This is a genomic window from Acinetobacter sp. WU_MDCI_Abxc222, assembly GCF_025514755.1.
Taxonomy (GTDB): domain Bacteria; phylum Pseudomonadota; class Gammaproteobacteria; order Pseudomonadales; family Moraxellaceae; genus Acinetobacter; species Acinetobacter geminorum.
In genome coordinates this window covers 717,044-743,708 of record NZ_JAHPVG010000001.1, presented here as the reverse complement: position 1 = coordinate 743,708, position 26,665 = coordinate 717,044, and the positions used below count along the sequence as shown (strand labels likewise).

Annotated in this window: 32 protein-coding genes, 1 tRNA gene and 1 pseudogene; 20 read left to right on the top strand and 14 right to left on the bottom strand. The window is 36.3% G+C overall.

What is annotated here, in order from left to right; genetic code table 11:
- Window positions 1-30 precede the first annotated feature (30 nt).
- The 4 genes from KTJ10_RS03600 to benA all read right to left on the bottom strand — a co-directional run bounded on the left by KTJ10_RS03600 (window position 31) and on the right by benA (window position 3,805).
- On the bottom strand, window positions 31-816 hold the full coding sequence (locus tag KTJ10_RS03600) for a 1,6-dihydroxycyclohexa-2,4-diene-1-carboxylate dehydrogenase (protein WP_262441368.1): 786 nt from the start codon (window positions 814-816) through the stop codon (window positions 31-33).
- A gap of 21 nt (window positions 817-837) precedes the next feature.
- Window positions 838-1,854, bottom strand: coding sequence for a benzoate 1,2-dioxygenase electron transfer component BenC (gene benC / locus KTJ10_RS03595; RefSeq protein ID WP_262441367.1), 1,017 nt, complete (start codon window positions 1,852-1,854; stop codon window positions 838-840).
- A 71-nt stretch (window positions 1,855-1,925) separates the two neighbouring features.
- Window positions 1,926-2,426, bottom strand: coding sequence for a benzoate 1,2-dioxygenase small subunit (gene benB / locus KTJ10_RS03590; protein WP_001275819.1), 501 nt, complete (start codon window positions 2,424-2,426; stop codon window positions 1,926-1,928).
- The gene (gene benA, locus KTJ10_RS03585) at window positions 2,423-3,805 is read right to left on the bottom strand and encodes a benzoate 1,2-dioxygenase large subunit (protein WP_262441366.1); all 1,383 of its coding nucleotides are present in this window, start codon (window positions 3,803-3,805) and stop codon (window positions 2,423-2,425) included. The genes benB and benA overlap by 4 nt, the downstream gene beginning before the upstream one ends.
- 106 nt (window positions 3,806-3,911) lie before the next feature.
- Between benA and KTJ10_RS03580 the strand changes: the two are divergent.
- Together KTJ10_RS03580 and KTJ10_RS03575 are read left to right on the top strand one after the other, a co-directional pair.
- Window positions 3,912-4,041 (top strand): annotated as a pseudogene (locus tag KTJ10_RS03580) (hypothetical protein).
- Window positions 4,042-4,085: 44 nt separating this feature from the next.
- Complete coding sequence (locus KTJ10_RS03575; protein ID WP_039757490.1) at window positions 4,086-5,045, top strand: LysR family transcriptional regulator; 960 nt, start codon at window positions 4,086-4,088, stop codon at window positions 5,043-5,045.
- Between the two features lie 49 nt (window positions 5,046-5,094).
- On the opposite strand, the gene KTJ10_RS03570 is transcribed toward KTJ10_RS03575, so the two are convergent.
- Window positions 5,095-5,295 (bottom strand): heavy-metal-associated domain-containing protein, encoded by a 201-nt coding sequence (locus KTJ10_RS03570; RefSeq protein WP_077164555.1) that lies wholly within the window; start codon window positions 5,293-5,295, stop codon window positions 5,095-5,097.
- 166 nt (window positions 5,296-5,461) lie between these two features.
- On the opposite strand from KTJ10_RS03570, the gene KTJ10_RS03565 reads away from it, so the two are divergent.
- The 3 genes from KTJ10_RS03565 to KTJ10_RS03555 all read left to right on the top strand — a co-directional run bounded on the left by KTJ10_RS03565 (window position 5,462) and on the right by KTJ10_RS03555 (window position 8,845).
- Entirely contained in the window at window positions 5,462-7,933 is a 2,472-nt protein-coding gene (locus KTJ10_RS03565; protein WP_262441365.1) for a heavy metal translocating P-type ATPase, read from the top strand.
- Window positions 7,934-8,008: 75 nt separating this feature from the next.
- Window positions 8,009-8,410 carry a Cu(I)-responsive transcriptional regulator gene (gene cueR, locus KTJ10_RS03560; protein WP_001020650.1) on the top strand — a complete coding sequence of 134 codons (402 nt, stop codon included), beginning with the start codon at window positions 8,009-8,011 and terminating at the stop codon, window positions 8,408-8,410.
- 27 nt (window positions 8,411-8,437) lie between these two features.
- Window positions 8,438-8,845, top strand: a complete 408-nt coding sequence (locus KTJ10_RS03555; RefSeq protein WP_046812967.1) for a GFA family protein — start codon at window positions 8,438-8,440, stop codon at window positions 8,843-8,845.
- 597 nt (window positions 8,846-9,442) lie between these two features.
- Here the strand turns inward: KTJ10_RS03555 and KTJ10_RS03550 are convergent.
- Together KTJ10_RS03550 and KTJ10_RS03545 are read right to left on the bottom strand one after the other, a co-directional pair.
- Window positions 9,443-9,799, bottom strand: coding sequence for a four-helix bundle copper-binding protein (locus KTJ10_RS03550; protein ID WP_262441364.1), 357 nt, complete (start codon window positions 9,797-9,799; stop codon window positions 9,443-9,445).
- 475 nt (window positions 9,800-10,274) lie between these two features.
- Window positions 10,275-10,604 (bottom strand): hypothetical protein, encoded by a 330-nt coding sequence (locus KTJ10_RS03545; RefSeq protein ID WP_086266310.1) that lies wholly within the window; start codon window positions 10,602-10,604, stop codon window positions 10,275-10,277.
- 442 nt (window positions 10,605-11,046) lie between these two features.
- Here KTJ10_RS03545 and KTJ10_RS03540 point away from each other — a divergent pair, with 442 nt between their 5' ends.
- Both KTJ10_RS03540 and KTJ10_RS03535 read left to right on the top strand, forming a co-directional pair.
- Entirely contained in the window at window positions 11,047-11,640 is a 594-nt protein-coding gene (locus KTJ10_RS03540) for a LysE family translocator (protein WP_032006561.1), read from the top strand.
- A 48-nt stretch (window positions 11,641-11,688) separates the two neighbouring features.
- Window positions 11,689-11,907: a hypothetical protein gene (locus KTJ10_RS03535; protein ID WP_004709788.1), complete on the top strand. Its 219-nt coding sequence runs from the start codon at window positions 11,689-11,691 to the stop codon at window positions 11,905-11,907.
- 254 nt (window positions 11,908-12,161) lie between these two features.
- Here the strand turns inward: KTJ10_RS03535 and xseB are convergent, their stop codons facing one another.
- Together xseB and xseA are read right to left on the bottom strand one after the other, a co-directional pair.
- The gene (gene xseB, locus KTJ10_RS03530) at window positions 12,162-12,356 is read right to left on the bottom strand and encodes an exodeoxyribonuclease VII small subunit (protein ID WP_002119890.1); all 195 of its coding nucleotides are present in this window, start codon (window positions 12,354-12,356) and stop codon (window positions 12,162-12,164) included.
- Window positions 12,346-13,611: an exodeoxyribonuclease VII large subunit gene (gene xseA / locus KTJ10_RS03525; protein ID WP_108008439.1), complete on the bottom strand. Its 1,266-nt coding sequence runs from the start codon at window positions 13,609-13,611 to the stop codon at window positions 12,346-12,348. Before xseA ends, xseB begins: the two co-directional genes overlap by 11 nt.
- A 255-nt stretch (window positions 13,612-13,866) precedes the next feature.
- Between xseA and KTJ10_RS03520 the strand changes: the two genes are divergently transcribed.
- Window positions 13,867-13,943: transfer RNA gene (locus KTJ10_RS03520), tRNA-Met, on the top strand.
- A 174-nt stretch (window positions 13,944-14,117) separates the two neighbouring features.
- Entirely contained in the window at window positions 14,118-14,351 is a 234-nt protein-coding gene (locus KTJ10_RS03515; protein ID WP_002119938.1) for a hypothetical protein, read from the top strand.
- A 151-nt stretch (window positions 14,352-14,502) separates the two neighbouring features.
- Here the strand turns inward: KTJ10_RS03515 and KTJ10_RS03510 are convergent, their stop codons facing one another.
- Complete coding sequence (locus KTJ10_RS03510) at window positions 14,503-15,174, bottom strand: XRE family transcriptional regulator (protein ID WP_002119885.1); 672 nt, start codon at window positions 15,172-15,174, stop codon at window positions 14,503-14,505.
- 672 nt (window positions 15,175-15,846) lie between these two features.
- Between KTJ10_RS03510 and KTJ10_RS03505 the strand changes: the two genes are divergently transcribed.
- From KTJ10_RS03505 to KTJ10_RS03495, 3 genes are all read left to right on the top strand, one after another.
- Window positions 15,847-16,101, top strand: coding sequence for a hypothetical protein (locus KTJ10_RS03505; RefSeq protein WP_262441363.1), 255 nt, complete (start codon window positions 15,847-15,849; stop codon window positions 16,099-16,101).
- 211 nt (window positions 16,102-16,312) lie between these two features.
- Window positions 16,313-16,702: a hypothetical protein gene (locus KTJ10_RS03500; RefSeq protein WP_002119864.1), complete on the top strand. Its 390-nt coding sequence runs from the start codon at window positions 16,313-16,315 to the stop codon at window positions 16,700-16,702.
- 30 nt (window positions 16,703-16,732) lie between these two features.
- Window positions 16,733-17,278, top strand: a complete 546-nt coding sequence (locus KTJ10_RS03495) for a glycoside hydrolase family 108 protein (RefSeq protein ID WP_262441362.1) — start codon at window positions 16,733-16,735, stop codon at window positions 17,276-17,278.
- A gap of 95 nt (window positions 17,279-17,373) precedes the next feature.
- Here KTJ10_RS03495 and KTJ10_RS03490 read toward each other — a convergent pair whose 3' ends face one another.
- Entirely contained in the window at window positions 17,374-17,991 is a 618-nt protein-coding gene (locus KTJ10_RS03490; protein ID WP_262441361.1) for a LysE family translocator, read from the bottom strand.
- Window positions 17,992-18,230: 239 nt separating this feature from the next.
- On the opposite strand from KTJ10_RS03490, the gene KTJ10_RS03485 reads away from it, so the two are divergent.
- The 4 genes from KTJ10_RS03485 (at window position 18,231) to KTJ10_RS03470 (ending at window position 21,311) form a co-directional block, all read left to right on the top strand.
- Window positions 18,231-19,163, top strand: coding sequence for a lauroyl acyltransferase (locus KTJ10_RS03485; RefSeq protein ID WP_262441360.1), 933 nt, complete (start codon window positions 18,231-18,233; stop codon window positions 19,161-19,163).
- A 333-nt stretch (window positions 19,164-19,496) separates the two neighbouring features.
- Window positions 19,497-19,712: a cold-shock protein gene (locus tag KTJ10_RS03480; RefSeq protein WP_032037901.1), complete on the top strand. Its 216-nt coding sequence runs from the start codon at window positions 19,497-19,499 to the stop codon at window positions 19,710-19,712.
- 221 nt (window positions 19,713-19,933) lie between these two features.
- Complete coding sequence (locus tag KTJ10_RS03475) at window positions 19,934-20,158, top strand: hypothetical protein (RefSeq protein ID WP_032037905.1); 225 nt, start codon at window positions 19,934-19,936, stop codon at window positions 20,156-20,158.
- 343 nt (window positions 20,159-20,501) lie between these two features.
- Window positions 20,502-21,311, top strand: coding sequence for a pyrroline-5-carboxylate reductase family protein (locus KTJ10_RS03470; protein WP_262441359.1), 810 nt, complete (start codon window positions 20,502-20,504; stop codon window positions 21,309-21,311).
- Between the two features lie 15 nt (window positions 21,312-21,326).
- Here the strand turns inward: KTJ10_RS03470 and KTJ10_RS03465 are convergent, their stop codons facing one another.
- The gene (locus tag KTJ10_RS03465) at window positions 21,327-21,443 is read right to left on the bottom strand and encodes a hypothetical protein (RefSeq protein WP_002117441.1); all 117 of its coding nucleotides are present in this window, start codon (window positions 21,441-21,443) and stop codon (window positions 21,327-21,329) included.
- 178 nt (window positions 21,444-21,621) lie between these two features.
- Complete coding sequence (locus tag KTJ10_RS03460) at window positions 21,622-22,107, bottom strand: Lrp/AsnC family transcriptional regulator (protein ID WP_031945309.1); 486 nt, start codon at window positions 22,105-22,107, stop codon at window positions 21,622-21,624.
- Between the two features lie 363 nt (window positions 22,108-22,470).
- On the opposite strand from KTJ10_RS03460, the gene KTJ10_RS03455 reads away from it, so the two are divergent.
- Both KTJ10_RS03455 and KTJ10_RS03450 read left to right on the top strand, forming a co-directional pair.
- Window positions 22,471-23,238: a class I SAM-dependent methyltransferase gene (locus tag KTJ10_RS03455; RefSeq protein WP_068563693.1), complete on the top strand. Its 768-nt coding sequence runs from the start codon at window positions 22,471-22,473 to the stop codon at window positions 23,236-23,238.
- Window positions 23,239-23,522: 284 nt separating this feature from the next.
- A complete protein-coding gene (locus tag KTJ10_RS03450) occupies window positions 23,523-23,861 on the top strand; it encodes a hypothetical protein (RefSeq protein ID WP_262441358.1) in 339 nt (112 codons plus the stop codon).
- 259 nt (window positions 23,862-24,120) lie between these two features.
- Here the strand turns inward: KTJ10_RS03450 and KTJ10_RS03445 are convergent, their stop codons facing one another.
- A complete protein-coding gene (locus KTJ10_RS03445) occupies window positions 24,121-24,624 on the bottom strand; it encodes an AAA family ATPase (protein ID WP_262441357.1) in 504 nt (167 codons plus the stop codon).
- A gap of 182 nt (window positions 24,625-24,806) precedes the next feature.
- On the opposite strand from KTJ10_RS03445, the gene KTJ10_RS03440 reads away from it, so the two are divergent.
- Window positions 24,807-25,436, top strand: a complete 630-nt coding sequence (locus tag KTJ10_RS03440) for a class I SAM-dependent methyltransferase (protein WP_262441356.1) — start codon at window positions 24,807-24,809, stop codon at window positions 25,434-25,436.
- Window positions 25,437-26,070: 634 nt separating this feature from the next.
- On the top strand, window positions 26,071-26,625 hold the full coding sequence (locus KTJ10_RS03435) for a TetR/AcrR family transcriptional regulator (RefSeq protein ID WP_262441355.1): 555 nt from the start codon (window positions 26,071-26,073) through the stop codon (window positions 26,623-26,625).
- The last annotated feature ends 40 nt before the right edge of the window (window positions 26,626-26,665 follow it).

Sequence of the window (26,665 nt, the reverse complement as noted above, 5' to 3'; positions counted from 1 at the left end):
TATTTACCCAATCATGCAAAAAGATCAGGGTTAACCCTGATCTCCACCTCCGACTGAAATAACCGAGCCAGTCATATATGATGCTTCGTCTGATGCAAGAAATAAAATTGCATTGACTTGTTCTTGAATTGTGCCATAACGGGCCATAAATGTTCGATCTATTGTTTGATCAACCACTTGCTGCATCCAGTCTTTTTCATTTTGACTTAACGGGTTGGCATTGCGTGGTATTTTGCGAGGTGGTGCTTCAGTTCCACCGGTCGCAACGGCATTGACTCGAATTCCGTCTTTGGCATGTTCAAAAGCAAGCGATGCCGTTAGAGCATTTACCCCACCTTTAGATGCCGAGTAGGGAATACGATTAATACCACGGGTTGCAATTGAAGAGACATTTACAATAACACCAGATTGTTGCTTAATCATGGCGGGTAACACGGCACGGCAACACCATAACGTTGGAAACAACGAGCGATTCACTTCCTTAATGATCTCTTCTTCGGAAAACTCTTCAAAAGGTTTCATCCAGATCGCGCCACCCACATTATTAATCAGGATATCTACCCGACCATAGTGTTCAATGGCTTTTGCAACAACCGCTTGCGCGCCTGCATAGGTTTCAAGATCAGCATTAATCGTAACAGCATCACCACCTGTACTCTGAATTTCTTTGAGAACGTCTTCAACGTATTCAGAGCGGTCAGCCATGACGACTTGTCCGCCTTCAGCCGCGACTTGCAGGGCCACGCCACGACCAATACCTTGGGCACTACCCGTAACAATCACGACTTTATTAGTAAATCTTTGACGGTTTGACATAGATAACTTCTCCACCTTAAGTTAGTTTGCAGAGAATTTTTCAAACAAGAAATTAGCAGGTTTGATATTTTCAGTGTCTAACCAGCCACGTACAGCCTCTACCATTGGAACTGGACCACATAGATAAACATCGACATCGCCACCGTTTAACCATTCACTTTCAATATGACCAGTGACATAGCCTTTGCGTTCATGGTTACTCTCAGGGCTTGCAACTACAGTTCGATATTCAAACCATGGGAATTTCGCCTGCAATTCATTGAGTTTTTCTAGAGCCACCAAATCAAAATCATTGGTGACACCAAAAACCAATCGAACAGGCTGTTCTGAACCTTTTTCTTCAAGCACTTGTAACATCGACATAAATGGGGCAATACCAGTACCGCCTGCAAGCATTAGTACTGGACGCGCTACATTACGTAAGTAGAAGCTACCGAATGGACCGGTAAAAGTCATTTTGTCGCCGGCTTTGGCATTCTTGCTTAAGAATTCACTCATTTTGCCATTCGGTACGTTACGGACCACAAAGCCTGTTAAGCGATTGCCCGGTTTTGAACTAAATGAATATGAACGGGTTTCGCCAGTTTCTGGAATTGTAACGTTGACGTATTGGCCTGCAAGGAAATGAATATCCGGTTGGCCTTCATCAAGTTGAATATCAAATGTGATGGTTGAATCTGATAGGTTTTCAACGCGGGCTAATGTACCTTGGAAGCTATGAATTTCTGTTTTGCAGACATCTGATGAGGCTTGAATCTGGAATACTGCATCGGAAGTTGGGCGACATTGGCAAGCAAGAATATAGCCTTGTTCAGCTTCTTCAGGGGTTAATGCATCTTCAATATAGGTTTCTTCTGGCATGTCATAACTACCGGACTCGCAAAATGCGCGGCAAGTTCCACATGCACCATCACGGCAATCCAAAGGAATATTAATTTTTTGGCGATAGGCTGCGTCAGATAGGGTTTCGCCTTGAGCTACGTTAATGAAACGTGTAACACCATCTTCAAATTGAAGTGCGATATTGTGGTTTGACATGGCATGTATCCTACAAAATATTTGAAACTTTTACCCTCAGCCAACAGTCCGTTTAACTGAGAGGGCATGTCTTAAAGATGGTAAATATCAATCACTTGATTGATGTAGTCATTTTTCAAAACGACATACTTGCTCAAGATTTTTGGTTGATCACCTGAAAAATCGATCACATAACGTGACATACCGAAATAGCTGTAATTTGTCTTGTAACGGAAACTCAAGGTATTCCAGTTAAAGCGAACAGTAACTTTGTCGCCGTCGCGCTCAACGACTTCAACGTTGGCAATATTGTGGCTTGTGCGAGTGTCTGGCATGGTTGCAGATGAGCGCTCGGTTTTAATACGGAACACACGATCTTCTAAACCTTGACGATCTGGATAATAAATAAGTGAAATTTCAGATTGTGGATCTTCAGTTAATCTATCGTCGTCGTCCCAAGCTGGCATCCAGAAAGAAGCTTCCGGTGCGTAGCATTCAAGCCAGTCATCCCATTGTTCATCATCTAAAAAACGAGCTTCACGATAGAGAAACTGAGCAATATTTTCTAAAGTTGCTTTGTCTTGAGCACTCATGCTGTTTCTCCCTGATCAGCAATTTCTTTCTCTGATGCAATCGCGTGTTTCATGGTTTGTAACCAATATTGATGTTGGGCAAGATAAAGCCCTTCATCTTCAGTTTTGATCCCACTTAACATGGGTTTTAAACCAATTTCATTTGCTGCATCGTCTGGTCCATAAATCCAATGTTTTGAACCACGGCACATGTCATTCCATTCAAGTGCAATTCCTGCGTAGCCTGCCTGACAAGCACGGAATTCTTCTAAATCGTCTGGTGTTGCCATACCTGAAGCATTAAAGAAATCTTCATATTGACGGATACGACGTGCGCGAGCTTCAGGTGCTTCACCTTTAGGTGCGATACAGTAAATGGTAACTTCGGTTCGATTAACCGAAAGTGGGCGAAGTACACGAATTTGCGAACCGAACTGATCCATCAAATAAACATTTGGATAGAGACAAAGATTACGTGAACGCTCAATCATCCATTTCGACATGGCTTCGCCGTATTTTTCGGTGTATTCGTCTGCTTTCGGGAAGTTTGGACGGTCTTCTGGGTTTGCCCATTGTGTCCAAAGCAACATGTGGCCATTTTCAAAGCCATACGAGCCACCGCCTTGTTTACCCCAAGAACCTGCACTCATCGCACGAATGTTATCGGCAGCTTGAGTTTCTTTACGGTGTTGAGTTGTTGCCGCATAGTTCCAGTGAACAGCAGAAACGTGATAACCATCGGCACCATTTTCAGCAGTGAGTTTCCAGTTGCCTTCGTAGGTATAAGTAGATGAACCACGTAAAACTTCTAAACCATGTTCAGACTGGTCAACAATCATGTCGATGATTTTGGTGGTTTCGCCCAAGAACTCTTCAAGTGAAGGAACATCGGGATTTAAACTACCAAATAAGAAGCCTTTGTAGCTCTCAAAACGAGCTACTTTTTTAAGGTCGTGTGAGCCGTCTTGGTTAAAACAGTCAGAATAGCCTGCTTCACTTGGATCTTTAACCTTAAGCAATTTACCTGAGTTGTTAAAAGTCCAGCCGTGGAAAGGGCAAGTATACGTTGCTTTATTACCACGTTTGTAACGGCAAAGTTGTGCTCCGCGGTGTGAACACGCATTGATCATGGCATTGAGTGCGCCGTTACGGTTACGTGCAATAATGACTGGCTGACGACCAATATGAGTGGTGTAGTAGTCATTATTGTTTGGAATTTGGCTTTCGTGCGCTAAGTAAACCCAATTGCCTTCGAAGATATATTTCATTTCGAGGTCAAAAAGAGCTTCGTCAGTAAACACTGAGCGATGAAGTTTAAATTCGCCTGTATCGATGTTATCGACAAGTAATTCATCAATACGGTCAAGATGGCTAGTATTGATTACAGGAATACGTGGCATGTCCGTTCTCCGACTTTCCAAAAGTGTGGAAGTCACCAAGGCCTTAGCTACGATCTACAAGGTCTTGATATCCTAATATTTTCAATGAAGCGCATGAGTGCGCTGAGTGTTTAACCGTGAATTGATGAAGATGAATAACTGGAAGATTGGCAAAAAGGCTTGTTCACAAAGCAATTCATCACTTCATCGGTTTGTTGCTTGTATATACCTTAAAAGAATGGTTAAACTGTGTCTAAGACTGAATTTGCATTTTTTTATATCTTAAAGGTATGGAAACCTTATGGAACTAAGACATTTACGGTATTTTGTGGCTGTTGTTGAAGAACAGAGCTTTACAAAGGCAGCTGAAAAACTATTTATTGCTCAACCACCTTTGAGTAGACAGATTCAAAATCTGGAAAGCGAGCTTGGCATTCAACTGTTTGAGCGTGGAAGCCGCCCTTTACAAACCACACAAGCAGGGCATTTCTTTTATCAGCACGCCGTTAAACTTTTGTCGAATGCTGAAGAAATAAAAAGTATGACCAAGCGTATTGGTCTCATCGAAAGAAGTATGACCATTGGTTTTGTTGGGTCTTTACTCTATGGTTTGCTGCCTCGAATCATTTATTTATTTCGCCAACAGCAACCGCATTTGAATATTCAATTGATGGAGTTAAGTACGACTGAGCAACTACAGGCATTAAAAGAAGGGCGCATTGATGTTGGATTTGGACGCCTAAGAATTAGTGATCCTGCTGTGAGACGAATTCTTTTACGTAAAGAGCGTTTGGTAGTGGCAGCACATACCAGCCATCCAATTGCACAGCGCACGGAAGGGGTATATCTGGCCGATCTCATTGATGAAAAGATGTTTATGTATCCCACTTCACCGAAACCCAATTTTTCGACCCAGCTTTTAAATATTTTTGCCGAACATAGTTTGGTTCCAAAAAATATGCATGAAATACGAGAGATTCAGTTGGCTTTGGGCTTAGTGGCAGCGGGAGAAGGGATTTGCATTATTCCAGCAAGTGCCGATACCATTCGATTTCCACACCTAAACTATATTCCAATTTTAGATAACGGCGCGGTCAGTCCAATTTTTATTACTGCACGGGCAATGGACCGAAGTGAAGATTTACAGTCACTGTTTGATTGTATTTATCAGGTTTATGACTTAGAAGGGATACCTTATCAACGGACTGTCTTTACACTCGATCAGAACCCGATAGATGATTCAAATGGTGTCGATTTTTAAATAATGGAAGTGCATAGCCTCAAAAGTTGAAGCTATGCAGTTTTATATCTTATTGCACTTTCGCTGGGAAACCATCTTCTTCAAGTGCTTCGGTAATTTTATCGACGCTTTCACTGCTTTCAACAGTCACGATTTTGGTTGCTAAATCTACATCTACTTTTGCATTTGGGTCGATATCTTGAATCGTCGCAGTCACTCCACGGGCGCAGCCACCACAAGTCATATTTTCAATAAGTAGTTTCATGTTCATACTCCATCAAGAATGAGATGTTTGTTTGGATAACACTGAGTCTAAACCTTGTCATGATTGTAAGGTCAAGACCAATTTTTTAAAAAAATATGCTTGACCTTCCCATGATGGGAATCTGTATGCTCAATACAGAATATTAAATTTTGCAGATTTGCAGAGGTGTTTGATGGACTCAAAAACCACAAAATTGCCAGCATATAGTGAGACACTCTCAATTGAGGGCATGACTTGTGCCTCCTGTGTAGGGCGTGTCGAAAAAGCACTTAAGAAAGTTGAAAATGTAGAGATTGCCAACGTTAATTTGGCAACAGAAAAAGCGGTTGTTTATTCAAATCAACCGATTCAGCGCGAAGCACTGGTTAAAGCAGTAGAACGAGCAGGTTATGATGTGCCAAAAGCTGCGCCAGTGGAGTTATCTATTGAGGGCATGACTTGTGCATCTTGTGTTGCACGTGTAGAAAAAGCCCTTAAAAAAGTAGACGGTGTTCAAGAAGCGACTGTCAACTTAGCAACAGAGCAGGCTTGGGTACAAGCAGATGCATCAGTTAATGTTGAAGACTTAATTCGCGCTGTTAAAAAAGCAGGTTACGACGCGAAAGCATCTGAAAAAAATCAAGATGAGCAGCTCGACAAAAAAGCTTCAGAGTTAGATCAGCTTAAAAAAGATTTGATCATTTCGATTGTGTTGGCCTTACCTGTGTTTATTTTGGAAATGGGTTCACATCTCATTCCAGCTTTTCACATGTGGGTCATGCACACCATTGGTCAATACAATAGCTGGCTTTTACAGTTTGTTTTAACAACCTTAGTACTCATTTTTCCTGGCCGCCGTTTTTATCAAAAAGGGATCCCAGCTTTATGGCGTTTAGCGCCAGATATGAACTCGCTGGTTGCTGTTGGAACCTTAGCAGCCTATAGCTTTTCAGTTGTGGCCACCTTTATGCCACACGTATTACCCCAAGGCACGGTCAATGTTTACTTTGAAGCGGCTGCTGTTATTGTCAGTTTAATTTTGCTTGGGCGATATTTTGAAGCTAAAGCTAAAGGGCGTACTTCACAAGCGATTCAACATTTAGTGGGAATGCAACCAAAAACTGCTCGTATTCAGCGTGACGGTCAAGTGGTGGAAGTTGCTGTTGCCGACGTGGTTAGTGGAACTATTGTAGAAATTCGTCCGGGTGAACGTGTACCTGTCGATGGTGAAGTGATTGAAGGGCATAGCTACATTGATGAATCTATGATTACGGGTGAACCTGTTCCTGTTGAAAAAATAGTAGGGCATCAGGTGGTCGGTGGTACAGTCAACCAGAACGGTACTCTAAACATTCGGGCAACCGCAGTGGGTAGCTCATCTGTACTTTCACAAATTATTCGCATGGTTGAACAAGCTCAAGGTTCTAAACTTCCGATTCAGGGTTTAGTCGATAAAGTCACCATGTGGTTTGTACCTGTAGTGATGTTAATTGCTGCAATTACTTTCTTGGTTTGGTTTATTTTTGGGCCAGAGCCTGCGCTGACTTTTGGTTTAGTGAATGCTGTTGCGGTACTAATTATTGCTTGTCCTTGTGCGATGGGGCTTGCAACGCCAACTTCTATTATGGTCGGTACTGGACGTGGTGCTGAGTTAGGTGTCTTGTTCCGTAAAGGTGAAGCTTTGCAGCTTTTACAAGAAGCGAAGGTCGTTGCCGTTGATAAAACGGGCACACTGACCGAGGGTAAACCGACACTGACAGACTTTAATGTGCAATCAGGTTTTGAACGTGAACAAGTGCTAACTTTAGTTGCTTCAGTCGAAGCCAAGTCTGAACACCCAATTGCCCTCGCGATTGTTCAAGCAGCAGAAAGTGAAGGCCTAAACTTATTACCAGTAACAGCATTTAATTCGATTACAGGCTCAGGTATTGAAGCGGAAGTTTTAGGTCAAAAAGTACAAATTGGCGCAGATCGTTATATGCATCAACTTGGTTTAGACACCAACTCATTCCAAGCGATTGCTGCTCAATTGGGTGAAGAAGGCAAAACACCGCTATACGTCGCTATTGATCAGAAACTAGCCGCAATTATTGCCGTGGCAGACCCAATTAAAGAAACAACCTATGCTGCGATTGAAGCCTTGCATCAATTAGGTCTCAAGGTTGCCATGATTACAGGAGACAATCGTCATACGGCGCAAGCAATTGCCAAAAAGCTGAACATTGATGAAGTTGTGGCAGAGGTTTTACCTGAAGGCAAAGTGGACACAGTTCGCCAACTGCAAAAACAATATGGTCGTTTGGCCTTTGTAGGTGATGGCATTAACGATGCACCAGCCTTGGCGCAAGCAGATGTCGGTTTAGCCATTGGTACAGGCACAGATGTTGCCATTGAAGCTGCCGATGTAGTGCTGATGTCTGGTAGTTTAAAAGGCGTGCCGAATGCAATTGCATTAAGTAAAGCCACCATGCGAAACATACGTCAAAACCTATTCTGGGCATTTGTATATAATGTTGCTCTGATTCCAATTGCAGCAGGTGCGCTATATCCAGCATTTGGTGTGTTGCTTTCACCTATGTTTGCAGCAGGCGCGATGGCACTTTCTTCAGTCTTTGTTTTAGGCAATGCATTACGCTTAAAACGCTTTCATGCGCCAGTAGAGTAAGCGTGCTGAAAATCAACTTTTGGTTTAAGATCATGACAGCAGGTCTTAAACCAAATTTAGTATTTGAGGTGTGAGATGAATATCGGTCAGGCATCCAAACATTCGGGCATTTCGGCGAAAATGATTCGCTACTATGAAGAAATCGGTTTACTTGAAGCAGCTCAGCGTTCTGCTTCTGGCTATCGCATTTATTCAGAAACAGACCTGAAAACTTTAAACTTTTTAAAGCATGCTCGAGAGTTAGGTTTTTCATCCGAACAGATGAAAGAACTCATTTCGCTTTGGAAAAATACCGATCGGCATAGTGCAGAGGTGAAAGCCTTAACTGTAAAACACATTGCCGAATTAAAACAAAAAATTGCCCATCTCCAAGAAATGGTCAATATTTTGCAGGCTTCTGCTGATGATTGCTGTGGCGACCAACAGGCTTCTTGTGCCATCTTAGATCACATTGAAAAAGGTGTGGGTGTAAGCTAAGTTTCATTAAAATAAAAAGGAAAAATCATGGCTTATACTGCTTCTTGTCTTTGTAATGGCGTTCAACTGTGCATTAATGTCGAATTAGAACCCATCATGGTTTGTCATTGTAAGCAATGCCAAAAAGCACAAGGGGCTGCTTTTGCTGCCATCACTCAAGTACAAAAAAGTGATTTAAACATTGTGCAGGGTGAAAATCTTTTACAGGCTTATTTTGCATCGCCTAATAAAAAGAGAGTGTTCTGTAAAACTTGTGGTTCACCGATCTGGAGTGAACGTCTAGATAAGCCAGAAGTGGTACGCCTAAGGGTAGGACTTATTAATGAAGAAATATCGACGCCAGTCATCTCTCATGCTTTTGTCAATTCACAAGTGAAGTGGTATCCAATTTGTGATAACGCTCGCCAATATCCAAATGGGATAGAAAACCCTTAAATATTAAGGTTAGATCGTATTTTATTCATTTGTAAAAAAACGTGAACAAGACTAGTCATGAATAAATAATGTGCTATAACTGTACCTAAGGTAATCGTAATATCTCCTCGATCCACAGGGAAACTTGGGACAGGGCAAAAGATACGATAAGACCTTACATATAGCTAGCAAAGAGCAAACTAAGAGATGGATAGACACAAATCTTAACTTGCTCACCGTTGCAGAAAAGCCCGTGAAACGGGCTTTTTTAATGTCTTTTAAAAAGCTATTTCTCATTTAAAAATATCTTATATTTTTAAACTATTTATGAAAAAGTAATGTAAAAATCATAAAAAAATTGAAATATACAGACTATTCTGTATTGATTTTTATTTTAATTAACGGTACATTTAGTTAACGGTTTAAAGTTCAAGTTTAATAATGAACTCATGGTCGTTGTGGGAGATCTAAGAGCCTGCATTTTCCCCAAGATGCGGGTTTTTTTTATGCCTATAAAAAAGTATTCCTTAAATAATAAATATATAATTTGTTGTTATTTAGAATATTTTAATCAGCCTACGATCTAAAGACGCGTAGGCTTTACATCTGGAAGATTATTTAAGCACGATAGGCAAGACAAGCTTGAGCACAGGCTAAACATGCTTTCGCACAGATCTGACAATGTTCATGCTCATGTTTGCTGCATTCCGCTGCACAAAGTTGACATGCATTTGCGCAAAGTTGCATGGCTGATTCTGCTAGTTCAGAGTTTCTTAGTTCTAAAGACGTACAAAGTTGGCAGGTTTCTACACATGTCATGCAATGCTTAATACATTCACGCATCATATGAACATGTTCTTCTTGTAAACATGCAGCTGCACAAATTTTACAAGCAATCATACATTCAATACATGCTTGAATTGAGGTAGAGGCATTACAAAATAAAGAAGAGTTGGTTTCTCGTTGAATTTCCATAAAAGTTCTCCTGTCGAAGACTATTATTAAAAAATGGAATATCGTTATATTTCCTATTTTAGAAGATCATTTTTAAGGCATGGCTGTTTGAGATGAAAGGTCTACAAATCGCTAATACATAATTAACCTCGTAGTAGAATGTTACATCCAGTTTTTAGTTAAAACGCTCATAATTGTTCATGTTAAGAGGGGATTTAAATTTAAGGATTGTGTTAAATTTAATTGCATATAATACTTTTGGCTAATTTCTTATTGTGTGAAAATTGGGCAGATTATCAGTGTGAACTTTAAGGGCACACGAAATGGAAAACGTTAATCAATATGCTCACGGAGCTGAGCATGAAGTCCACATACATTGCAAACGATCATTAAGTACTTTAATACTGAGTATGCTTGTATTAATTACAACAGGTCGTTAAAAGAAAAAGCACCTAAGGGTGCTTTTTCTATATGAGTTTAAAGTAAATACCTTCACTTAAGAGTTAATAAAGCCACGCCGTTTTTTGTAGGCTTTACGGTCATAAGAAGGGATGTTTGATTGCTGGAGATCAATCGCGAGTTGTTTCTTGCGTTGAAACTGAACTTCACTTAGAAGAGCAGCATAAATTTTGGGACGATCAGTTTTAAACTTTTCTACATCCAACGGAATCGTATCTTCATTTTTGACAATGTATAGCACAGAACCATTGCCATTCATTTCATAAACCGTCCAACCAACTCGTACAATGTAGAGTCCAGTTTTCTGATTCTTGCCTAAAAAAGATTTAAAACCATCTGGATGAGGGCGAACATAAGCATTCATCATACATCCTCCATCATCTGATTTATTTGATGAAAGCGACAATCAAAGAATTGATGGGGAATGGGACATCATATTCAGTAAAATCACGACTTCTAGTTGTTTATATATTGATCAATTTTTAAATTTCAAGTCAGAAAAAAGCGTTTATTAAATAAGCTGAATAAGAACTAAATATTAAAAATAACGGCTTATTTTTCTGTGAAAAAAAGCTTGATTTAATTGTTTAGCAAGCAGAAAAAAATTGTACTTATTCTATATTTGTGTGATCGATTTTGCATATTTAAAATTATTGAAATAGTAAGTGAATTTGTAGTCATGTGGAGTTAATTAATTGTTTTAAAATTAAAAAAATAAAATTCAATATTTCTTGTTACAACCAATATGTCGACAATAGATATTCCTTTTTGACATATTTCGCCTAGCATAACTAAAGAGTTCATTGCCTATGGTGTCATTTATGTTTATTGGACTTGTGGTCACCATTTTGTTGACTCCAGGCCCAACAAATACATTGTTAGCCTCGGCTGGAATACAAGCAGGGGTGAAGCAGTCTCTTAAACTTATCCCTGCTGAAGTGATGGGTTATCTCATTGCTATTACTTCATGGGGTGTTTTGCTTGAGTCAGTTTCACATTTTATTCCTTGGCTTCCTGCCTTATTAAAGTTAATAAGTGCAACTTTTATTCTCTACCTTGCATTTAAACTTTGGATAACATCAACAAATGACATCAAATTAGACACCCCACTGATTACACCTAAGGCTTTATTTGTTGCAACACTTTTAAATCCTAAAGCTTTACTCTTTGCTTCTGCTATTTTTCCACATGCAGCATGGGAAGTGCTTCACGTTTATTTTGTGCATATTGCTATTTTTTTATCATTAATTACACCCATTGCATTTTTATGGATTGCTTTTGGAACCGTATTAATTTCAAACAAAGTAACTTGGTTAAACCAACGTAATTTACAACGTACGGCTGCATTTATTTTAACTTTTTTTGCGATGCCAATCGGCTATTCTGCGATTAGCTCATTTTAAACTTAACCCATTATTTATATTAAAAAATTTATTTTTCAGGAGATTTTTATGAAAAGATTAAAAGTAATTATCAAGGACCAGTTTGATAAAGAATCAATTGCTTTGGCAAAAGTTAGACCCATGAATGACCATGCACTTGAGCTTCATAAAAGCGTTGAACATATTGAAATTAATGACGATATTATTTTACCCAATATGGATTTGCTCTATGAAAACCCTAAAGACGGCAAAATTTATCAGTTAATTGGTCCATTCAGTGAGGAATAACTCTTAAATTAAATTTAACAATAACCATGAGTAGAGTTTGTGTTTGGTAGGGTCTTAATAGAACTCGTTTTATTTAAGAGGTGGTGAAAATTAAGCCAAACTAACGTATAGACACAATTAAAATATTGAACATCTAAAATGGTTATGGGACTATGCTTGTGTAAAAATGTGACCTAATCCACATTTTTGCATTTCAGGATTAAGTGGATTTCACTAAGCCCATTCCTTCAATGAGAAGTAGGAGTGGGCTTTTTTTATTCTTTGAATGTCTCATCTAGAGCTTGTTGAACGGCTTCAATACGTGACTTACATGCTTTATAAGCAGTAATAGATTCTTCAACAATCTTCATTAAATTATCAATATCTGGGCTTTCTTGAGATTCTAATAATTCGGCATTTTTCTTCAAAATGTCATGACCATCTTTAAACGTTAACTCTTCATTCTTCATTTGGAATTACCTGTGTAATGTTGGCTTCAACCACACCATCTTGCATCTCAATAGCAATGGCGGGGCTTGAAATTTGATGTATAGAGCGAATCGCTTTACCTTCTGATCTAACAATTGCATAGCCCTTGGCTTGAACCTGTTTCGGGTTTTGCAAAAGGATTTCTTTCATCAACGATTCGATTTGGGCTAATGAAAATTTAACTTGTTGCTGTGAGCTAAACTGAATACGTTCTTTCATCTGGTCAAGCAAACGATGGGCCGAGCTAAGTTGACTCTGTGCCGAAGATTTTATGTGATGAAGCAGTTGATCATTCTTACTTTGATAGGTCGTGATTTGATGCTGAGAAAGTAGCTTAATCGTTTGTAGACTATCTACAGCTTCTTGTACGCGTTCAACAATGTGGTTTCGAATACCAGCAATCACTTTACTTGGTGTATCAAATGAGCGATGAGCAATTTCATCAAGAATTGTACGATCTTTTTCATGCCCTATGCCTACCCAAATGGGTACACTACGTTTGCAAAGTAGGGCGGCAAGTTCATAATCATTTAAATAAGCTAAATCATTCACCGATCCGCCACCGCGAATAATCACAATTAAATCAGGTGGAAAGTTAAACGTGCTGGCCCATTGTCTTAAACCTGAACCTAAGGATTCAATCAAACTGGTTGCAGCCGTGTTTCCTTGAAAAGTAGCGGTGTGATACACAAAATGGCAAACCCTATTTCGCTCAAGAGCATCTGCATCTTTTTTAAAGTCACCGAGTCCCGCAGCATTTTGAGGGGCAATCACTAAAACATTTTGAATATCAAAAGGAGTGGGAAGAAGTTTATTTTTATGGATTAAACCTTCTTGAGTAAGTCGTTCAATAATTTGCTGATAACGTTTAGCAATTTCACCCAATGTAAAGCTTGAGTCAATCTCTTCAATATTGACCGAAAATCCATATTGAGGATCAAAACGTGCTCTAATTTTGATGAGTACATTTAAATCACTTGAAATCTCAATCCCAGTTTCACGTTCGAACTTTAAAACAATTTTACTCGCTGAAAATTTCCAGATCGTGGCTTTACAGCTGGCAATAACTTTATCAGTCTCTGCATCTTTTTCTGCGAGTTCTAAATAGTAATGACCGCCCTTAATATTTAAATTTCGAATTTCTGCTTTTACCCAAACTGGCTCATCAAAAGCCACACGTATGACTTCCTGAACTGTGCCGAGATATTCACTAAGGGAAAACTGAGGTTCAGACATACGAACTAAAAATTAAAGGACCAATCTAGATAGTATAAAAGCCATCCAACCAAGGCAATTGTTGTCTATGAATATCGGGTTCTATTTAAAATAAATACAACAATTTAAAGAATTAAAAATTGAAACTGATATGTGAATTTAGACTGAATGGTTAAAATGAAAAAATAATAAAAAGAGAATTGTTAATAATTACAAACGATTAAAAAATAAAGTTTGCTTTATAAAATATATGAGCGTATAAAGCTTACTTCCAATTGCGGGGTGGAGCAGTCTGGTAGCTCGTCGGGCTCATAACCCGAAGGTCGTTGGTTCAAATCCGACTCCCGCATCCAAAATATTATGCTCTGTGATGTACCACTTTTCATAATACGAAAATTATGAAAAGCAATTAGCTTATAAATAACCCTATATAAAGCTAAATATTAAATTCTAGACGAACTGTCCATACCCTAAATCTAGCGTTCTAATTACATACCGTAAAATCACATGAGCTCAGTGATGAGTGAATGATTGTGAATATAGTAAATGAGTGGCACATTGCCACAGCCGTAAATGGCAACGAAATTAATGTGAGGATTGTTCCTCATGTGCGTAAACAAAACTCTCTCGATGGATATCGTTGGGTCGAAGTTGGTAAAAAAATTCAACTTCAGTCTGGTGAAGAAATTGAGTTAAACCAAGATGGTAAAAGCTTCTATGCCGGGTTTAATCAACTTTATCGTTTAAATACATATTGTTGATAAAACCATGGTAATAAAGCGAGAAAACCTATCTCTTTTAAAGGAGATAGGTTTTTTTATGTCTACAGGTTATATAAATAATTAAAGTTATAAAAAGACTGAAGTGATTAAAAAAATTGACTTATTATTTTAATTATATTTAATAAATCAATTAACCTGCCCGCCAAAACTGGCGACCCATAACCTTAAAGTTTTTACCGTTCTCTTCTGTTACACGTCGGTCTCTAAATTTTTCATTTAAGCTATGCAAAATTAAAGAGCCATCTGCCTCTTTAAAAATCTGTTTAATCATCCCTTCGCCAGCAAAGTAAACCGCATAAATCTCGCCATCAATGACTTCTGTTTGAGAGATATCAATACCCACCAAATCTCCGTCTTTAATGTAGTCGGTCATGCTATCGCCTTTAGCTTTAATAATACGCATGCATTCTTGAGCAACGCGTTTTTCTTTAAAGAATGAAGCAGGGAATGGAATTTTTCCATTAATAGCATCAAAGTGAAATTCAATAGATTCACCTGTCCCGCAAGAAAAGTTAGCTTCTACAACTTCAATCCAAACATACTGATCGGTAGATTCTGCACTCACTACAGTCGGACTAAATACGTCACTTTCTCTAAAAGAATCTTCAGTATTCCCCGTCGTTAACCAATAACCATCTACTCCTAAAAATTGGGCAATTAAAGGAAGAAATGCAGATTTTAAATTTTTCCCTGACTCTAAAGCCTGATAGGCGGGTTGCGACATCTTTACAGCTTCTGCCACTTCAGCCTGAGTTTTTTTGGCTTTAATTCTAGAGTCTTTTAAACGGTCTTTAAGAGCCATAATGGTTACACCAGTAAACTTATAACAAATATATAACTTAAGTTATATCTAGTAAAACAACTATAGTTATTGACTAATAATAACTATAGTTATAATATCAGTTATATCTCAAGATGAATAGAGAAATTTAAGTGGTGTCTAAGTCACTATTTATCGCTTTATCAAAACTTTGAGATGGAAGCTAAATTTATTTTGTTTCTATAGGTAGCAGAATAAAAGGGAGATAGCTCAATTATTATTTGCAAACAGGCTATCAAAACAAAAATTGGAATAAAAAAAAGCCCGATTCCGTGGATCAGGCTTAATGTTCGTCGATAAAGGGTATCAAGAACATGAAGAATTTAACAAAGATTGTGAGGCCTAACAAAAGTTTCCGATATACGGCAAAGCTTTATATGAACTTTTTGGTCAAAAAATTAAGGCGTGTAAAAAGTTTAATTCCAAAAAAATTAATACTTTTTTACATTTTAGAAAAAGGAAATATTTGTTTATAAATTAATGTCTTAAAAGTGATTTGTTTGGTTCTTTAAGCTTGTTGTACTCGTTGAAACGTTTCGAACACATATTTGAAGCCATAGCTTAGCTATATTGCTCAAAGAATGTATCAAAACCTCAAGAATAACAAACGATAAAGATGCCTTATTAACGAGTAAGTTGAGTTGGAGATAGTGAATGACTACAGCAATGCAGAACAGAGCTAAACAACTTAAAAATGCAAAACGTGGAGGGTATATCCCAACAATTGCCAAAGACGTGAACAAATATAAGGTACAAAAAGTAAAAAGGGCACTTGAGGAGGCCAAGCAGATTGTAAATGAGCTTGAAGATGAAGCATTCGAATTCGATGATCAAGTCTCTATGCAAAAAGCGATTGGTGCAATCACAGTGATTGAGTTGATTGAACAAGCCTTAAACGGTGCACACTAACAGACTTTAGCATACAAACATTTTTTCTCGGACCCCTGAAATAAATGGGGTCAAGAATAAGTTCGTCTTGCAATTTAGCGCAGCTTTAAAGCGTTAGTGTTTTTTTATTGACTGTAATAAAGAAAACGAAGGGTATTAATAAACATTGAAAACCGCAAGCTGGTCAACGTGATGAGTTTTTAAGTTTTACCCTTTAGCGCAGGACAAAGTCATGGAAACAGTTTCTAGCAGTGGGTTAGCCACATTTTTAAATTTTTATAGTATTGCAATTATGGTGGCTCTAGCAGTCAGCTTAGTTGTCGCAGTTGTATTAATGATGCGTTTCCCTCGTTCACCACAAGAATGGATTGTTGCTCTCATCTGTACAGTAGTTTCAAGCCTTACAGGCGGCTCATTCATTATTATGAAATGGAACCTGCATGAATGGGTATCCGATATTTGGGGAATGATCACCCTATCTGGATTCTTCTTTATCTGTGGTTTACCGGGCTGGGCTATTGTGAGATGGATATTTAACTTCATCAATAAACAAGAAGGTAAAACGATTGTAGAGGTCATCAAAGACCTAAAAAAAGCAAAAGATGATCTTCAAAATAGCTAAAGACAGTTTTAAACATATAGGTAGAATAAAATGAATATTGACCAATACTTAGAAACAGTTATCAGCCGAGAAGGCGGATATGTTAACCATCCATCAGATCATGGCCATACGACTAAATTTGGCATTACAGAAGCAGTCGCTCGATCGAACGGATATCAAGGCAACATGCAAGACTTGCCCTTAAGTGTCGCCAAATCTATTTATAAGCAAAAATACTGGTTTGAACCCCAGTTTGACCAGATTAATGCGATTAGCCCAGCTATTGCAGAAGAGTTACTGGATACAGCTATAAATTGTGGCGTCAATTTTACAAAGCCTTTATTACAACGTGCTTTAAATCTGCTGAATAAGCAGGGGAAGGAAGGTTGGCCAAATCTTGTGGTAGATGGTCAGTACGGACCTCTTACTTTGCAAGCACTAGCTACGTACTTAAAAAGACGTAATAAAGAGGGAGAAAAAGTATTCGTGCGTATTTTAAATATTATGCAAGGGCAGCATTATATTGAAATTACCGAGAACAATCCTAACTATGAAGATTTCTTTTACGGTTGGATATTAAACAGAGTAACACTCTAAAAATGTATTAGAAGAAAGCATGTTTAAAGATCTAATGAGTTAAAAGCCTAACCATGAGTTAAGGCTTTTTAACAAATAATAGATCGAGCAATGCTTTATTGTGCGATAAGTAAAATGGCAAGTAGAAAGAAAATAGCACCACTAATTTTATTGAGCATCGAGAAATTATTTCCAGCTAACATTTTCTCTTTAAAAATTGAAGAGAAGTTTGCGTAAACTAAATGAATTAAAAAACCAATAAAACAAAAGGTTAAAGAAAGAATTAAAAATTGATTTAAAATCTCTTTCTTGATATCAATAAATTGAGGGAAGAGTGCGATAAAAAATACGATTGTTTTAGGATTAAGCAAAGATGCAAATAGGCCCTGATAAAACAATTTAGATTTACTTACAGCTTTATCGTTTTGTTGATCGGTCATTAACTCTTGGGTTGCAAGTTTTTTAGTGAAGTTTTTATATCCGAGATACATTAAATAAAATGCACCAATAAACTTTAAAACCGTAAAAATAGTAGGGTTACTGGTAATAATAAGTCCTACACCGCTGGCAGAAATTATAGCAATCACAAACATACCAATAATTAAACCACTTATTCCAAACAAAGCAGTTTTAACACCATAGTTAATTGAATTTGTGACAGTAAATAAAACTCCCGGTCCTGGGCTTAATAGGGTAAGAAATGCTATAGTTATAAATACTAAAAGACCGCTCACGCTGATATATCCTATTTATCAATTGAGGCAAGATTGTGCGGTTACTTTAAATGAGAAAATAATCGTTGTATACAGAAGGTTATGTATATTTAAGCTTTAAATAGATTAAATATTTAAAATATAGATTTGTATAAATAAATAGGGCATATAAAACTATAAAAGTGAAAGCAACATAAACACACAACGTTAAAAATTGAGCGTGTTAGTATGCTAAGTCTATACCTCAAGAAATCTATAGTATGACGAAAAATGAACGGCAGTTTAAATCTGGCGAGTTTCAATTTTCCTTTTTAGCGTTTAAATATTGGGGTATATGGTTTTTAGCTTTTATTCTAATGTTATTTGCGATGTTACCTTGGGCTATTCAATGGCGCCTTGCTGATTTTCTATCAAAAATAGCGTGGAAATCTTTAAGTTCTCGAAGAAAAACGACACTACGTAATTTACAAGCATGTTTTCCAGAAAAAACACCTTTGCAAATTGAGGCAAAAGCTAAACAGGTTTTTGTTGATACTTTAACGGGTGTATTTGAAGCTCTAAATGCTTGGTATTGCCCAAACTGGTTTAAAAGCCGTGTTCACATAGATGGATTAGAGAACTTAACCAATAATCAGGAAAATGGTGTACTTTTATTAGGTACCCATAGTACGCTTTTAGATGCAGGTGGGGCGGCGTGTACTTTATTTTTCAATATGGATGTGGTTTACCGACCACAAAATAATCCATTTTTAGATTTTTTGATTCATCGTAGTCGGGCTCGAGTGTATAAAAATCAGATTGCTCGAGACAATATGCGCGGGCTCATACAAAATCTTAAGCATGGCCATGCGATATGGTATAGCCCAGATCAGGATTTTGGCCTTAAGCAAGGTGTAATGGCATCATTTTTCGGTATTCAGGCCGCTACAGTTACAGCCCATCGCAGACTAATGGATATTTCAAAAGCAGCGGCAGTTCCTTTATATTTTTATCGAAGCGGTAACATTCGTAATCCGCAATATCATGTTTTAGTAGAGCCAAAATTGGACAACTTCCCAAGTGGCTGTGAAGTCAGTGATGCTGAAAGGGTAAACAAAATTATTGAGAACCAAATTCGTATTGCCCCAACACAATACATGTGGTTTCACCGACGCTTTAAGACACGTCCTGCTGGTGAACAGAAATTCTATTAATGTGTAAATAATTAAATGTATTTCTTTCAATTAAAATATAAAATATCTGATTTTTAATTGAAAGATCTTTAATTAAATCAATATGAAAGACGAAATGTAGACAGCATAGAATTTTTCTCGCTTTAATTATTTTGAATATCGATTGCAAATGATTTTGAAGCGTGTATAGTCGAGCATAACTAACAAAATATTCTTGTCATCATAAATTTCTATTTCGCAGTTTTATTTATAAGTCTTCGGTTCATTCAGATATTTAAGTTTTCACGTCTATTTTTTAGTTAAATTGGTTTCCCCAATAATAAGTTATAATATTTTAAGATTTAGGATAAATATATGTCTACTACTACTGGTACAGTAAAATGGTTCAATGAAACTAAAGGTTTTGGTTTTATTGCAGCTGATGAAGGTAAAGATATTTTTGCTCATTTTACCGATATTCAAACACAAGGTTTTAAAGTTCTCTTGGAAGGTCAACGTGTTGAGTTTACTGTAGTACAGGGTAAAAAAGGCCCACAAGCTTCAAATATTGTGATTCTTCAGAATTCATAACTTGATAGGGCATCTATAGTTGTTTTAAACATATTATTTAAATAGAATATGTTTAAAGCTAAAGTGCTTTGATAGAGTTTAAGAAAACCCACTATATGTTGTGGGTTTTTTATAAGTTTTAATTAAACTTATCTTTAAAATAAAAAGCAGAATAAAAATACGCTCTTAAAAGTACTTCTAAATTTTTTTAAAATATAAGTAATTAGGTGTATGGTGCTAAAATGGATATTTGTATTGGCGGTATTTTTGACGGTCAAAAAATAGAAAATCACAATGATTTTTTTAAGATAGAAGAGCATTACTCTGATAACAGTTCGAAGTATGTAAAACAACATTTTCACTTATTTGGAAAAATTTTTACTTTCTGGGTCTGTGATGAGATTGATCTGCAACAGGCAATCAGAAAAGCTGAGAGAATTTTAGCGAATAAGAAAGAAACTCTTTAGTTGTTTGAACTAGAACACTTCTGTGCCTTAATTTTGTTTAAAGATTTTCTTATTAAGTGATAGATATTCTTTATATAAGCTTAATAGAATTTTTTTACAATACTATTGTATACGTTACACAGCTTAACATTTTTTTTGTGGTATTTACTAACAATAGTAATACATTAGGCTTAAGCTAAAGTTGTTTTATTTATTGCGCAAATAAAACAAAACCCATTTTAATAATTTATATTATTAAAGTGGGTTCTTTATTCAGACGGTCATCATTAATTCAATATTCATAATTAAATTATAGATAATATTTCTTTTTATAAGCCTCTCTTAAGAAAGGAAAACATTTTAAATGTTAAGTGCAGTACAACCTAGTATTTGTTTCATTGGAAGTAGTAATTTAGCTTTGGCGTTAATAGGAGGATTAGTTTTAAAAGGATTTCAAAAAGAAAAGATACATTTGATTGAAGAGAAAAAAATTAATGATTTAAATATTTTAAATCAAAAAGAAAATGGTTTAAAAAAAGCTGAAATTGTGGTGTTGTTATTAGATCCTAAACAGTTAAAAGAGACACTTATTCCCCTCAAAAAAGCGTTAGCAAATAAAATAATTGTTTCTATGATGGCAGGGATTGATATTACTAACTTGAATCGTTTTACTGGTTCGAAAAAAATTGTTCGTGTAATTTCAAATCCTCCTGTACTTACGCATACAGGTACGCATGTGCTTATTGCGTCAGAGCAAATGGACCAGCTTGATAAAGACTTAATCGAAATGCTCTATTCTGCAACGGGGCAGACTTTTTGGGCGCCGTCGGAAACTCAGACAGACGCAATTATTGCTTTATCTGGGTCTGGACCGGCTTATTTTTTCTATATTTTAGATAGCATGATAAAGACAGGGGTTTCTTTAGGACTTGATAAACAATTTGCTCTAGATTTAGCACTCCAAGCGGCTAGTGGGGCAGTTGAAATGATCCGTAAAAGTAATGTCCCGCCAGCAGATCTGTGTGGCAAGGTGACGTTGGCTAACGGGATTACCGAATCAGCACTCAGAATGTTTGAGTTAGGAAATGTATCTGATGATATACGTTTAGCTATGAAGGCCGCATATCATCGTAGTAAAGAAATCACTTCAGAAATTATTACTGAGGTGAGTTAGCGCTTCTTGAGCAAACTAGGCCTTTAAAAAGTATTCCCAAATCACGAAACCTAAGCCAAACCCAATAAAAGAGTAGAGAGTAATAATAAAGAATACAAAACTGGCCTTATTTTTTTTCTTCAAAATGTTCATGGCGATGCCTCCAATTCAGATTAATTACATTTTGAAGAATTGAAGGCTGTAATCATAGATACAGAATTTTTCAAAAAAAATATAACAGAGCTATGATCTGTTATATTTTTTAGGTTTTCCCTTGGTAAATATTTTAAAATCAATAAATTAAGTATTTAACTGTACGCGTTTAACCTTTTTATTCAATTAACATTAAATCGGCAGTATTAGCAGATTTGAGAGGGCGTAAGGCAAAGGTCGAACGTGTGTGTCGAATCCCCTTAATTGAATAAAGTTTTTTTCTTAAAAATCGTTCGTAATGGTCAGCATCTTTGACTGCTACTTTAACCAGATAATCGTAGTCACCTGTGACGAGGTGAGCTTCTACAACTTCAGGTATATCTGCTAATGCTTCACTGAAATTTTCTAGCATTTCATCATCGTGGCGCTCTAAAGTAATTTCAATAAAAAAGACTTCATGAATGCCAATCGCTTTTGGGTTTACGTTTACCGTATATCCTTCAATAATTTTTAAAGTTTCCAGACGTTTCAGTCGAGTCCAGCATGGAGAAGATGAAAGACCTACTTCTTCGGCCAGTTGAGCAACGGTTAAACGGCCATTTCCACGCAATGCAGATAAAATTTTCCGATCTATACGATCTAGTGTGTATTCTGTTCTGTTCAAAATATAAACCAAAGAAGAATCTTCTGATAAAAATCAATATACTTCATTTTTATGCTGAGAATGTTTAAAAATTTTAAAAAATACAGGAAACATTTTGAGTCAAAGGTACATACACTATTTCTATGCATCGAACCTTTCTGGATAGAGGTTGGGATGGAGCAAAGAGCACTGTTTCAGTAAGGGTGACTAAACAGTGCTCTTTGCGGATTTCTTATTAATCTTTAAATCTATTTTATTAATTGGCATGGCATATAAAAATAAACTAAATAATAACTTTTATTTATCAATTGAAGAAAAACTAATCATTATTTTTTATCTAAATTTTCCTTTAATGTGGTTGCATTACATAGAAGGAGCAAGGTTATGATCACCCAGCATGATATAAATCAAAAACAATATCAAAATAAATCTCTCGACTATTTAAACAGCCAAGCTCACTCTGAAGGTATTGAATTTAATAAATTTGTTAATGAAATTCAGAAAGTTGAAAATGCTGTAGTCCTTGATTTAGGCTGTGGTGGTGGTCATGTCTCTTATAATGTTGCTCCTCATGCTGATCTAGTCTTTGCATACGATTTATCTCATGAAATGTTAGACACCGTGTCTAAAACTGCTAGCCAACGTAAATTAAAAAACATCTTTGTGCAGCAGGGCATTGCTGAAGATATGCCTTTTAGCGACCATCAGTTTGATGTGGTCATTAGCCGATATTCTGCGCATCACTGGCAGCATGTTCCGACTGCAATGAAGGAAGTAAATCGTGTTCTTAAGCCTGATGGCATTGTTATTTTTGTAGATATTATTAGTTCTAGTTCGCCTATATTGGATACGTTTTTACAGACGATCGAAACGATTCGAGACCCGAGTCATGTAAGAAACTATAGTGTGAAAGAGTGGGTCTATTTTATCGAAGATGCGGGCTTTGATTTGGTGGGTTTAGACAAACAAACACTTTCATTAGACTTTGATAGTTGGGTGAAGCGTATGAAAACGCCTGAAGATCAAATCAAAACTTTACGTTATTTGCAGGAAGGTTCATCTGACCTCGTTAAGAAATATTTCAAAATTCAAAATGATGGTAGCTTTGAAAGTCATGTGGGTTATTTTGTCTTTAAGAAACTAGGGTTTTAAATTAGCAGAATGAGTAAGAGTTTTAGTAGATTAGAAATGAATTAAATATCACTAGAACTCTTTTCTCGAATAGCTTGGATTATATTAAAGATGACTATAAAACAAATCTAATATGATTTACTTGATAAAAATTAATCACCCAATTTTATTAAGGTGATTAAGTATTCAAAAGAGAAGTGGTTTTATTTAATTTTCTTTTTATTAATAGACACTTATGAATAATTATTATTTAATATGCCCGCAATATTATCACTAATACTTTTAATAACTTTGTCGGGGAAATAATGCATATTTTTTTAGTAACAGTTCTCACTTTATTAGTAGGAACATCAATTTATGCTAGTCAAGAAACTAAGAATCTTCTAGAGCAGACACAATGTGAGAAAGCAGTTGAACTACATGGCTTTTTAAGCCGTGCTCAACTTGATTGTAATTCTCACTATTATTCAGAAGAGTTAAAGGATGCTGCAGCAAAATGTACTAAACATGAGCTAGGCGATAAATACGGTAGAGAAGTCATGAAGTTTGGTATGAAACAATTTGAAGAGCGCAAAAGAGAAGATGCAAAAGGCCATCTATGTGGTAAGGTTTTAAAAGATTACCCAAACTATATTAAAAAATAAAAAAAGGTTTTAAAAAACCTCTTCTAGCAAGCCGATAAAATGGATTTAATTATTCATTTTATCGGTGTATCACCCTATATAATTCGCCAATTAAAATAGAAAATAACCCTAAAAAACTGCCTAACACCACATTGACACATATAATCGGTCTTATTATTCTCTGCGATAGAACGGGGGAGGGACGCTTAGTGCGTGCCAGTTCTAGATGGCTGGTCTGTCAACCCACCTCCGTTCTGTCATCATGATTTAATAAAATGAATTAATTGTTTTTAAAAAATGTCTGAATAATATTTATAGCTTTTGAAAAGTTATTAAAAGGAATAGTCTTTTTAGAAAGTTGAGTATTACTACTCAGAAATTTTTCTAAACGTTTATCAAAACTATGTGAAAACCAAATCAGCTCGATTGTATTTTTTAGAGTTTCTTTAGGTTTTTTGCCTGTAACTACAGACTGTAAATAACGTTGTAAGAGCCTTACTGTTCTTAAATAAAAAGGAACTTCCATTTTTAAAATTAAAGAGCATTCAAGAAGTAATGGAAGTAAGCGTTTATCGTAAGCTCCTTCTACAATCCATCTATCTTGTAAGGCGATTTCTTGGGTACCACGTGAGATCGTTTCTTCCGAATTTTTTACAAACTCAGTTCCACTTATATTCCAGTAGATCTCATCAAATATATAAGTTGATATCTTTAATTCATCAGCTAATTTCTTAGTGATAGTTGTTTTACCAGCGCCAGAAGGGCCTACAATACAAATTTTCATGGTTTATTCTAAATTACTAAATGAGTTTTTAAATAAATAACTTCAAAATATTGAAAATATTAAGTGAAGTGTTAATCATAAAATTCGTATAAATTAATAGAACTGAGAAACTAATAGAGATATATTTTAAAAGGCATATTCATTTTTTAATACTAAAAGAGCGATTAGAAGGGCGTAAAATTATGACTATAAAGGAAGTGGCAAGCCCAATTGACCTCAGACAAGCCGCTGATGCTTTAGAGTGGGCTGAAGAAGTAAATATTAAACGTCCTTGGAGATATGAATTTTTTAGTATGTATGTGGCTGAGATTAAGTCACTCAATATCAAAAAAACTAAGATTCTTGAGATAGGTGCTGGTCCTGGCTATTTGGCAAAAATTCTATTAGAAAATATAGAGTCTCTAGAATACACAGCTTTAGATTTTTCTGAAGCTATGCATGATTTGTCTAGAAAAAATTTAGGATTACTATCGAGTAAAGCTAACTACTTAACTGCAAATTTTAAAGACTCTGGTTGGTATGACGTGTGCCAACAAGAAACTTTTGATGTCGTCATTATTCATCAAGCTTTACATGAGTTAAGGCATAAAAATTTTGCTAAAGAATTTCACATACAAGTTCGAAATCATCTATTAAATACAAATTCTTTATATATAGTGACCGATCATATCGTTAAAGATAAGGATGGAATGAAAAATAAAGACTTATATATGACTATTGATGAGCATATAAATACATTTTCTTTAGTTGGTTTTAAAAATATTCAATTATTAAAAGAGAAGAATGCATTATGTTCTTTTAAAGTTTCTTAAGCTGCGTTCAACAATTTTTTCATTTTATAAACCAATGCTTGTGTAATGCAGTAATAAATATTTTTACTAAACTTTTTAAAGCTTTATTTGTAGCCAATATCACATTGACACCTAAAACCCCTCCGATTATGCTTTGCGTGCTGGCCACATTGCCAGTCGATTTTGACAGATCGATTTAACACACAAGACATCAAAAAGTTCTCTTTTTGGTGGCGAACTCGTTCGTCCCCCTTCGTAGCGGTAGGGCGAGGGAGGGACGCCTTGTGCGTGCTGATTCTTGTGTGTCAGTCTGTCAACCTTCTCTCGTTCTACCACCATAATCATTTGACAGTGATCTGGTAGAACTTCTTTACACACAAGGAGTCCGCTATGCGTACTATTTCTTCTTTATTGGTCGTTGCCAAAGTCTCTCTATCTACACCGCCCAACTGGTCTTTAAAGCGGTTTAACCGACTCTAGGTTTTCTACAACCTTAGCTCGTTACGACTAAAAAATCATAGCAACAATAAAACCTGAGATAGCTTAGGCACATTTTTGTGCTGCTTTTGCATGCCTGTTTTTAGCACTCATTTTAAGAGTGACGGCATTTCTATCTCTTTTAGATACAACAAAAAATTATTTAAACGGTATTCCTATGCCAAATTTAGAATCTTCATTTAGAGCACTCAGAGTGCTTCACACTGCAAAAGACTTATTTAATCAATATGGGTTTCATAAGGTCGGAGTCGACCAAATTATTGCAGAGGCCAAAGTTGCCAAGGCTACTTTTTACAACGACTTTCACTCAAAAGCACGACTCATCGAGATGTGTCTCACTTTTCAAAAAGATGCGTTAAAAGTAAAAGTGTTTTCCATTATTAATTCTTACCGTGAGCAAATAGTGCTCGATAAACTTAAGCAGATTTACCTTTTACATGCCGACTTAAATGGCTTTTATCATTTACCCTTTAAAGCAATTTTTGAAATAGAAAAGCTCTACCCAGTTGCCTATAAAGTTGTGATTGATTATAGAAACTGGTTGGTTAGCGAAATCTATAAGGTGCTTTTAACCTTAAAATCTACGGCTTCAATCCAAGATGCTTATATGTTCTTATTTATGATTGATGGGGCAATGGTTCAGCTTTTAGATAAAAATTTGGTAGATGAAAGAGGTCGGTTGTTGGATTATTTCTTTTTAAATTTTGCTTAAGCGATAAAACTCATCTAAGAAAAAGCCTCCAAACAAGGAG

Bases quoted from the DNA above. Each gene is read 5' to 3' on its own strand.
- xseA (WP_108008439.1), bottom strand. From the start codon at position 13,611: ATGTCTGAACCTCAGTTTTCCCTTAGTGAATATCTCGGCACAGTTCAG.
- KTJ10_RS03505 (WP_262441363.1), top strand. From the start codon at position 15,847: ATGACTACAGCAATGCAGAACAGAGCTAAACAACTTAAAAATGCAAAA.
- KTJ10_RS03570 (WP_077164555.1), bottom strand. From the start codon at position 5,295: ATGAACATGAAACTACTTATTGAAAATATGACTTGTGGTGGCTGCGCC.
- KTJ10_RS03480 (WP_032037901.1), top strand. From the start codon at position 19,497: ATGTCTACTACTACTGGTACAGTAAAATGGTTCAATGAAACTAAAGGT.
- benC (WP_262441367.1), bottom strand. From the start codon at position 1,854: ATGTCAAACCACAATATCGCACTTCAATTTGAAGATGGTGTTACACGT.
- KTJ10_RS03575 (WP_039757490.1), top strand. From the start codon at position 4,086: ATGGAACTAAGACATTTACGGTATTTTGTGGCTGTTGTTGAAGAACAG.
- benB (WP_001275819.1), bottom strand. From the start codon at position 2,426: ATGAGTGCTCAAGACAAAGCAACTTTAGAAAATATTGCTCAGTTTCTC.
- benA (WP_262441366.1), bottom strand. From the start codon at position 3,805: ATGCCACGTATTCCTGTAATCAATACTAGCCATCTTGACCGTATTGAT.
- cueR (WP_001020650.1), top strand. From the start codon at position 8,009: ATGAATATCGGTCAGGCATCCAAACATTCGGGCATTTCGGCGAAAATG.
- KTJ10_RS03510 (WP_002119885.1), bottom strand. From the start codon at position 15,174: ATGGCTCTTAAAGACCGTTTAAAAGACTCTAGAATTAAAGCCAAAAAA.
- KTJ10_RS03475 (WP_032037905.1), top strand. From the start codon at position 19,934: ATGGATATTTGTATTGGCGGTATTTTTGACGGTCAAAAAATAGAAAAT.
- KTJ10_RS03435 (WP_262441355.1), top strand. From the start codon at position 26,071: ATGCCAAATTTAGAATCTTCATTTAGAGCACTCAGAGTGCTTCACACT.
- KTJ10_RS03545 (WP_086266310.1), bottom strand. From the start codon at position 10,604: ATGATGAATGCTTATGTTCGCCCTCATCCAGATGGTTTTAAATCTTTT.
- KTJ10_RS03470 (WP_262441359.1), top strand. From the start codon at position 20,502: ATGTTAAGTGCAGTACAACCTAGTATTTGTTTCATTGGAAGTAGTAAT.
- KTJ10_RS03565 (WP_262441365.1), top strand. From the start codon at position 5,462: ATGGACTCAAAAACCACAAAATTGCCAGCATATAGTGAGACACTCTCA.
- KTJ10_RS03555 (WP_046812967.1), top strand. From the start codon at position 8,438: ATGGCTTATACTGCTTCTTGTCTTTGTAATGGCGTTCAACTGTGCATT.
- KTJ10_RS03445 (WP_262441357.1), bottom strand. From the start codon at position 24,624: ATGAAAATTTGTATTGTAGGCCCTTCTGGCGCTGGTAAAACAACTATC.
- KTJ10_RS03450 (WP_262441358.1), top strand. From the start codon at position 23,523: ATGCATATTTTTTTAGTAACAGTTCTCACTTTATTAGTAGGAACATCA.
- KTJ10_RS03600 (WP_262441368.1), bottom strand. From the start codon at position 816: ATGTCAAACCGTCAAAGATTTACTAATAAAGTCGTGATTGTTACGGGT.
- KTJ10_RS03515 (WP_002119938.1), top strand. From the start codon at position 14,118: ATGATTGTGAATATAGTAAATGAGTGGCACATTGCCACAGCCGTAAAT.
- KTJ10_RS03550 (WP_262441364.1), bottom strand. From the start codon at position 9,799: ATGGAAATTCAACGAGAAACCAACTCTTCTTTATTTTGTAATGCCTCT.
- KTJ10_RS03485 (WP_262441360.1), top strand. From the start codon at position 18,231: ATGACGAAAAATGAACGGCAGTTTAAATCTGGCGAGTTTCAATTTTCC.
- KTJ10_RS03465 (WP_002117441.1), bottom strand. From the start codon at position 21,443: ATGAACATTTTGAAGAAAAAAAATAAGGCCAGTTTTGTATTCTTTATT.
- KTJ10_RS03495 (WP_262441362.1), top strand. From the start codon at position 16,733: ATGAATATTGACCAATACTTAGAAACAGTTATCAGCCGAGAAGGCGGA.
- KTJ10_RS03440 (WP_262441356.1), top strand. From the start codon at position 24,807: ATGACTATAAAGGAAGTGGCAAGCCCAATTGACCTCAGACAAGCCGCT.
- KTJ10_RS03500 (WP_002119864.1), top strand. From the start codon at position 16,313: ATGGAAACAGTTTCTAGCAGTGGGTTAGCCACATTTTTAAATTTTTAT.
- KTJ10_RS03540 (WP_032006561.1), top strand. From the start codon at position 11,047: ATGGTGTCATTTATGTTTATTGGACTTGTGGTCACCATTTTGTTGACT.
- KTJ10_RS03455 (WP_068563693.1), top strand. From the start codon at position 22,471: ATGATCACCCAGCATGATATAAATCAAAAACAATATCAAAATAAATCT.
- KTJ10_RS03535 (WP_004709788.1), top strand. From the start codon at position 11,689: ATGAAAAGATTAAAAGTAATTATCAAGGACCAGTTTGATAAAGAATCA.
- xseB (WP_002119890.1), bottom strand. From the start codon at position 12,356: ATGAAGAATGAAGAGTTAACGTTTAAAGATGGTCATGACATTTTGAAG.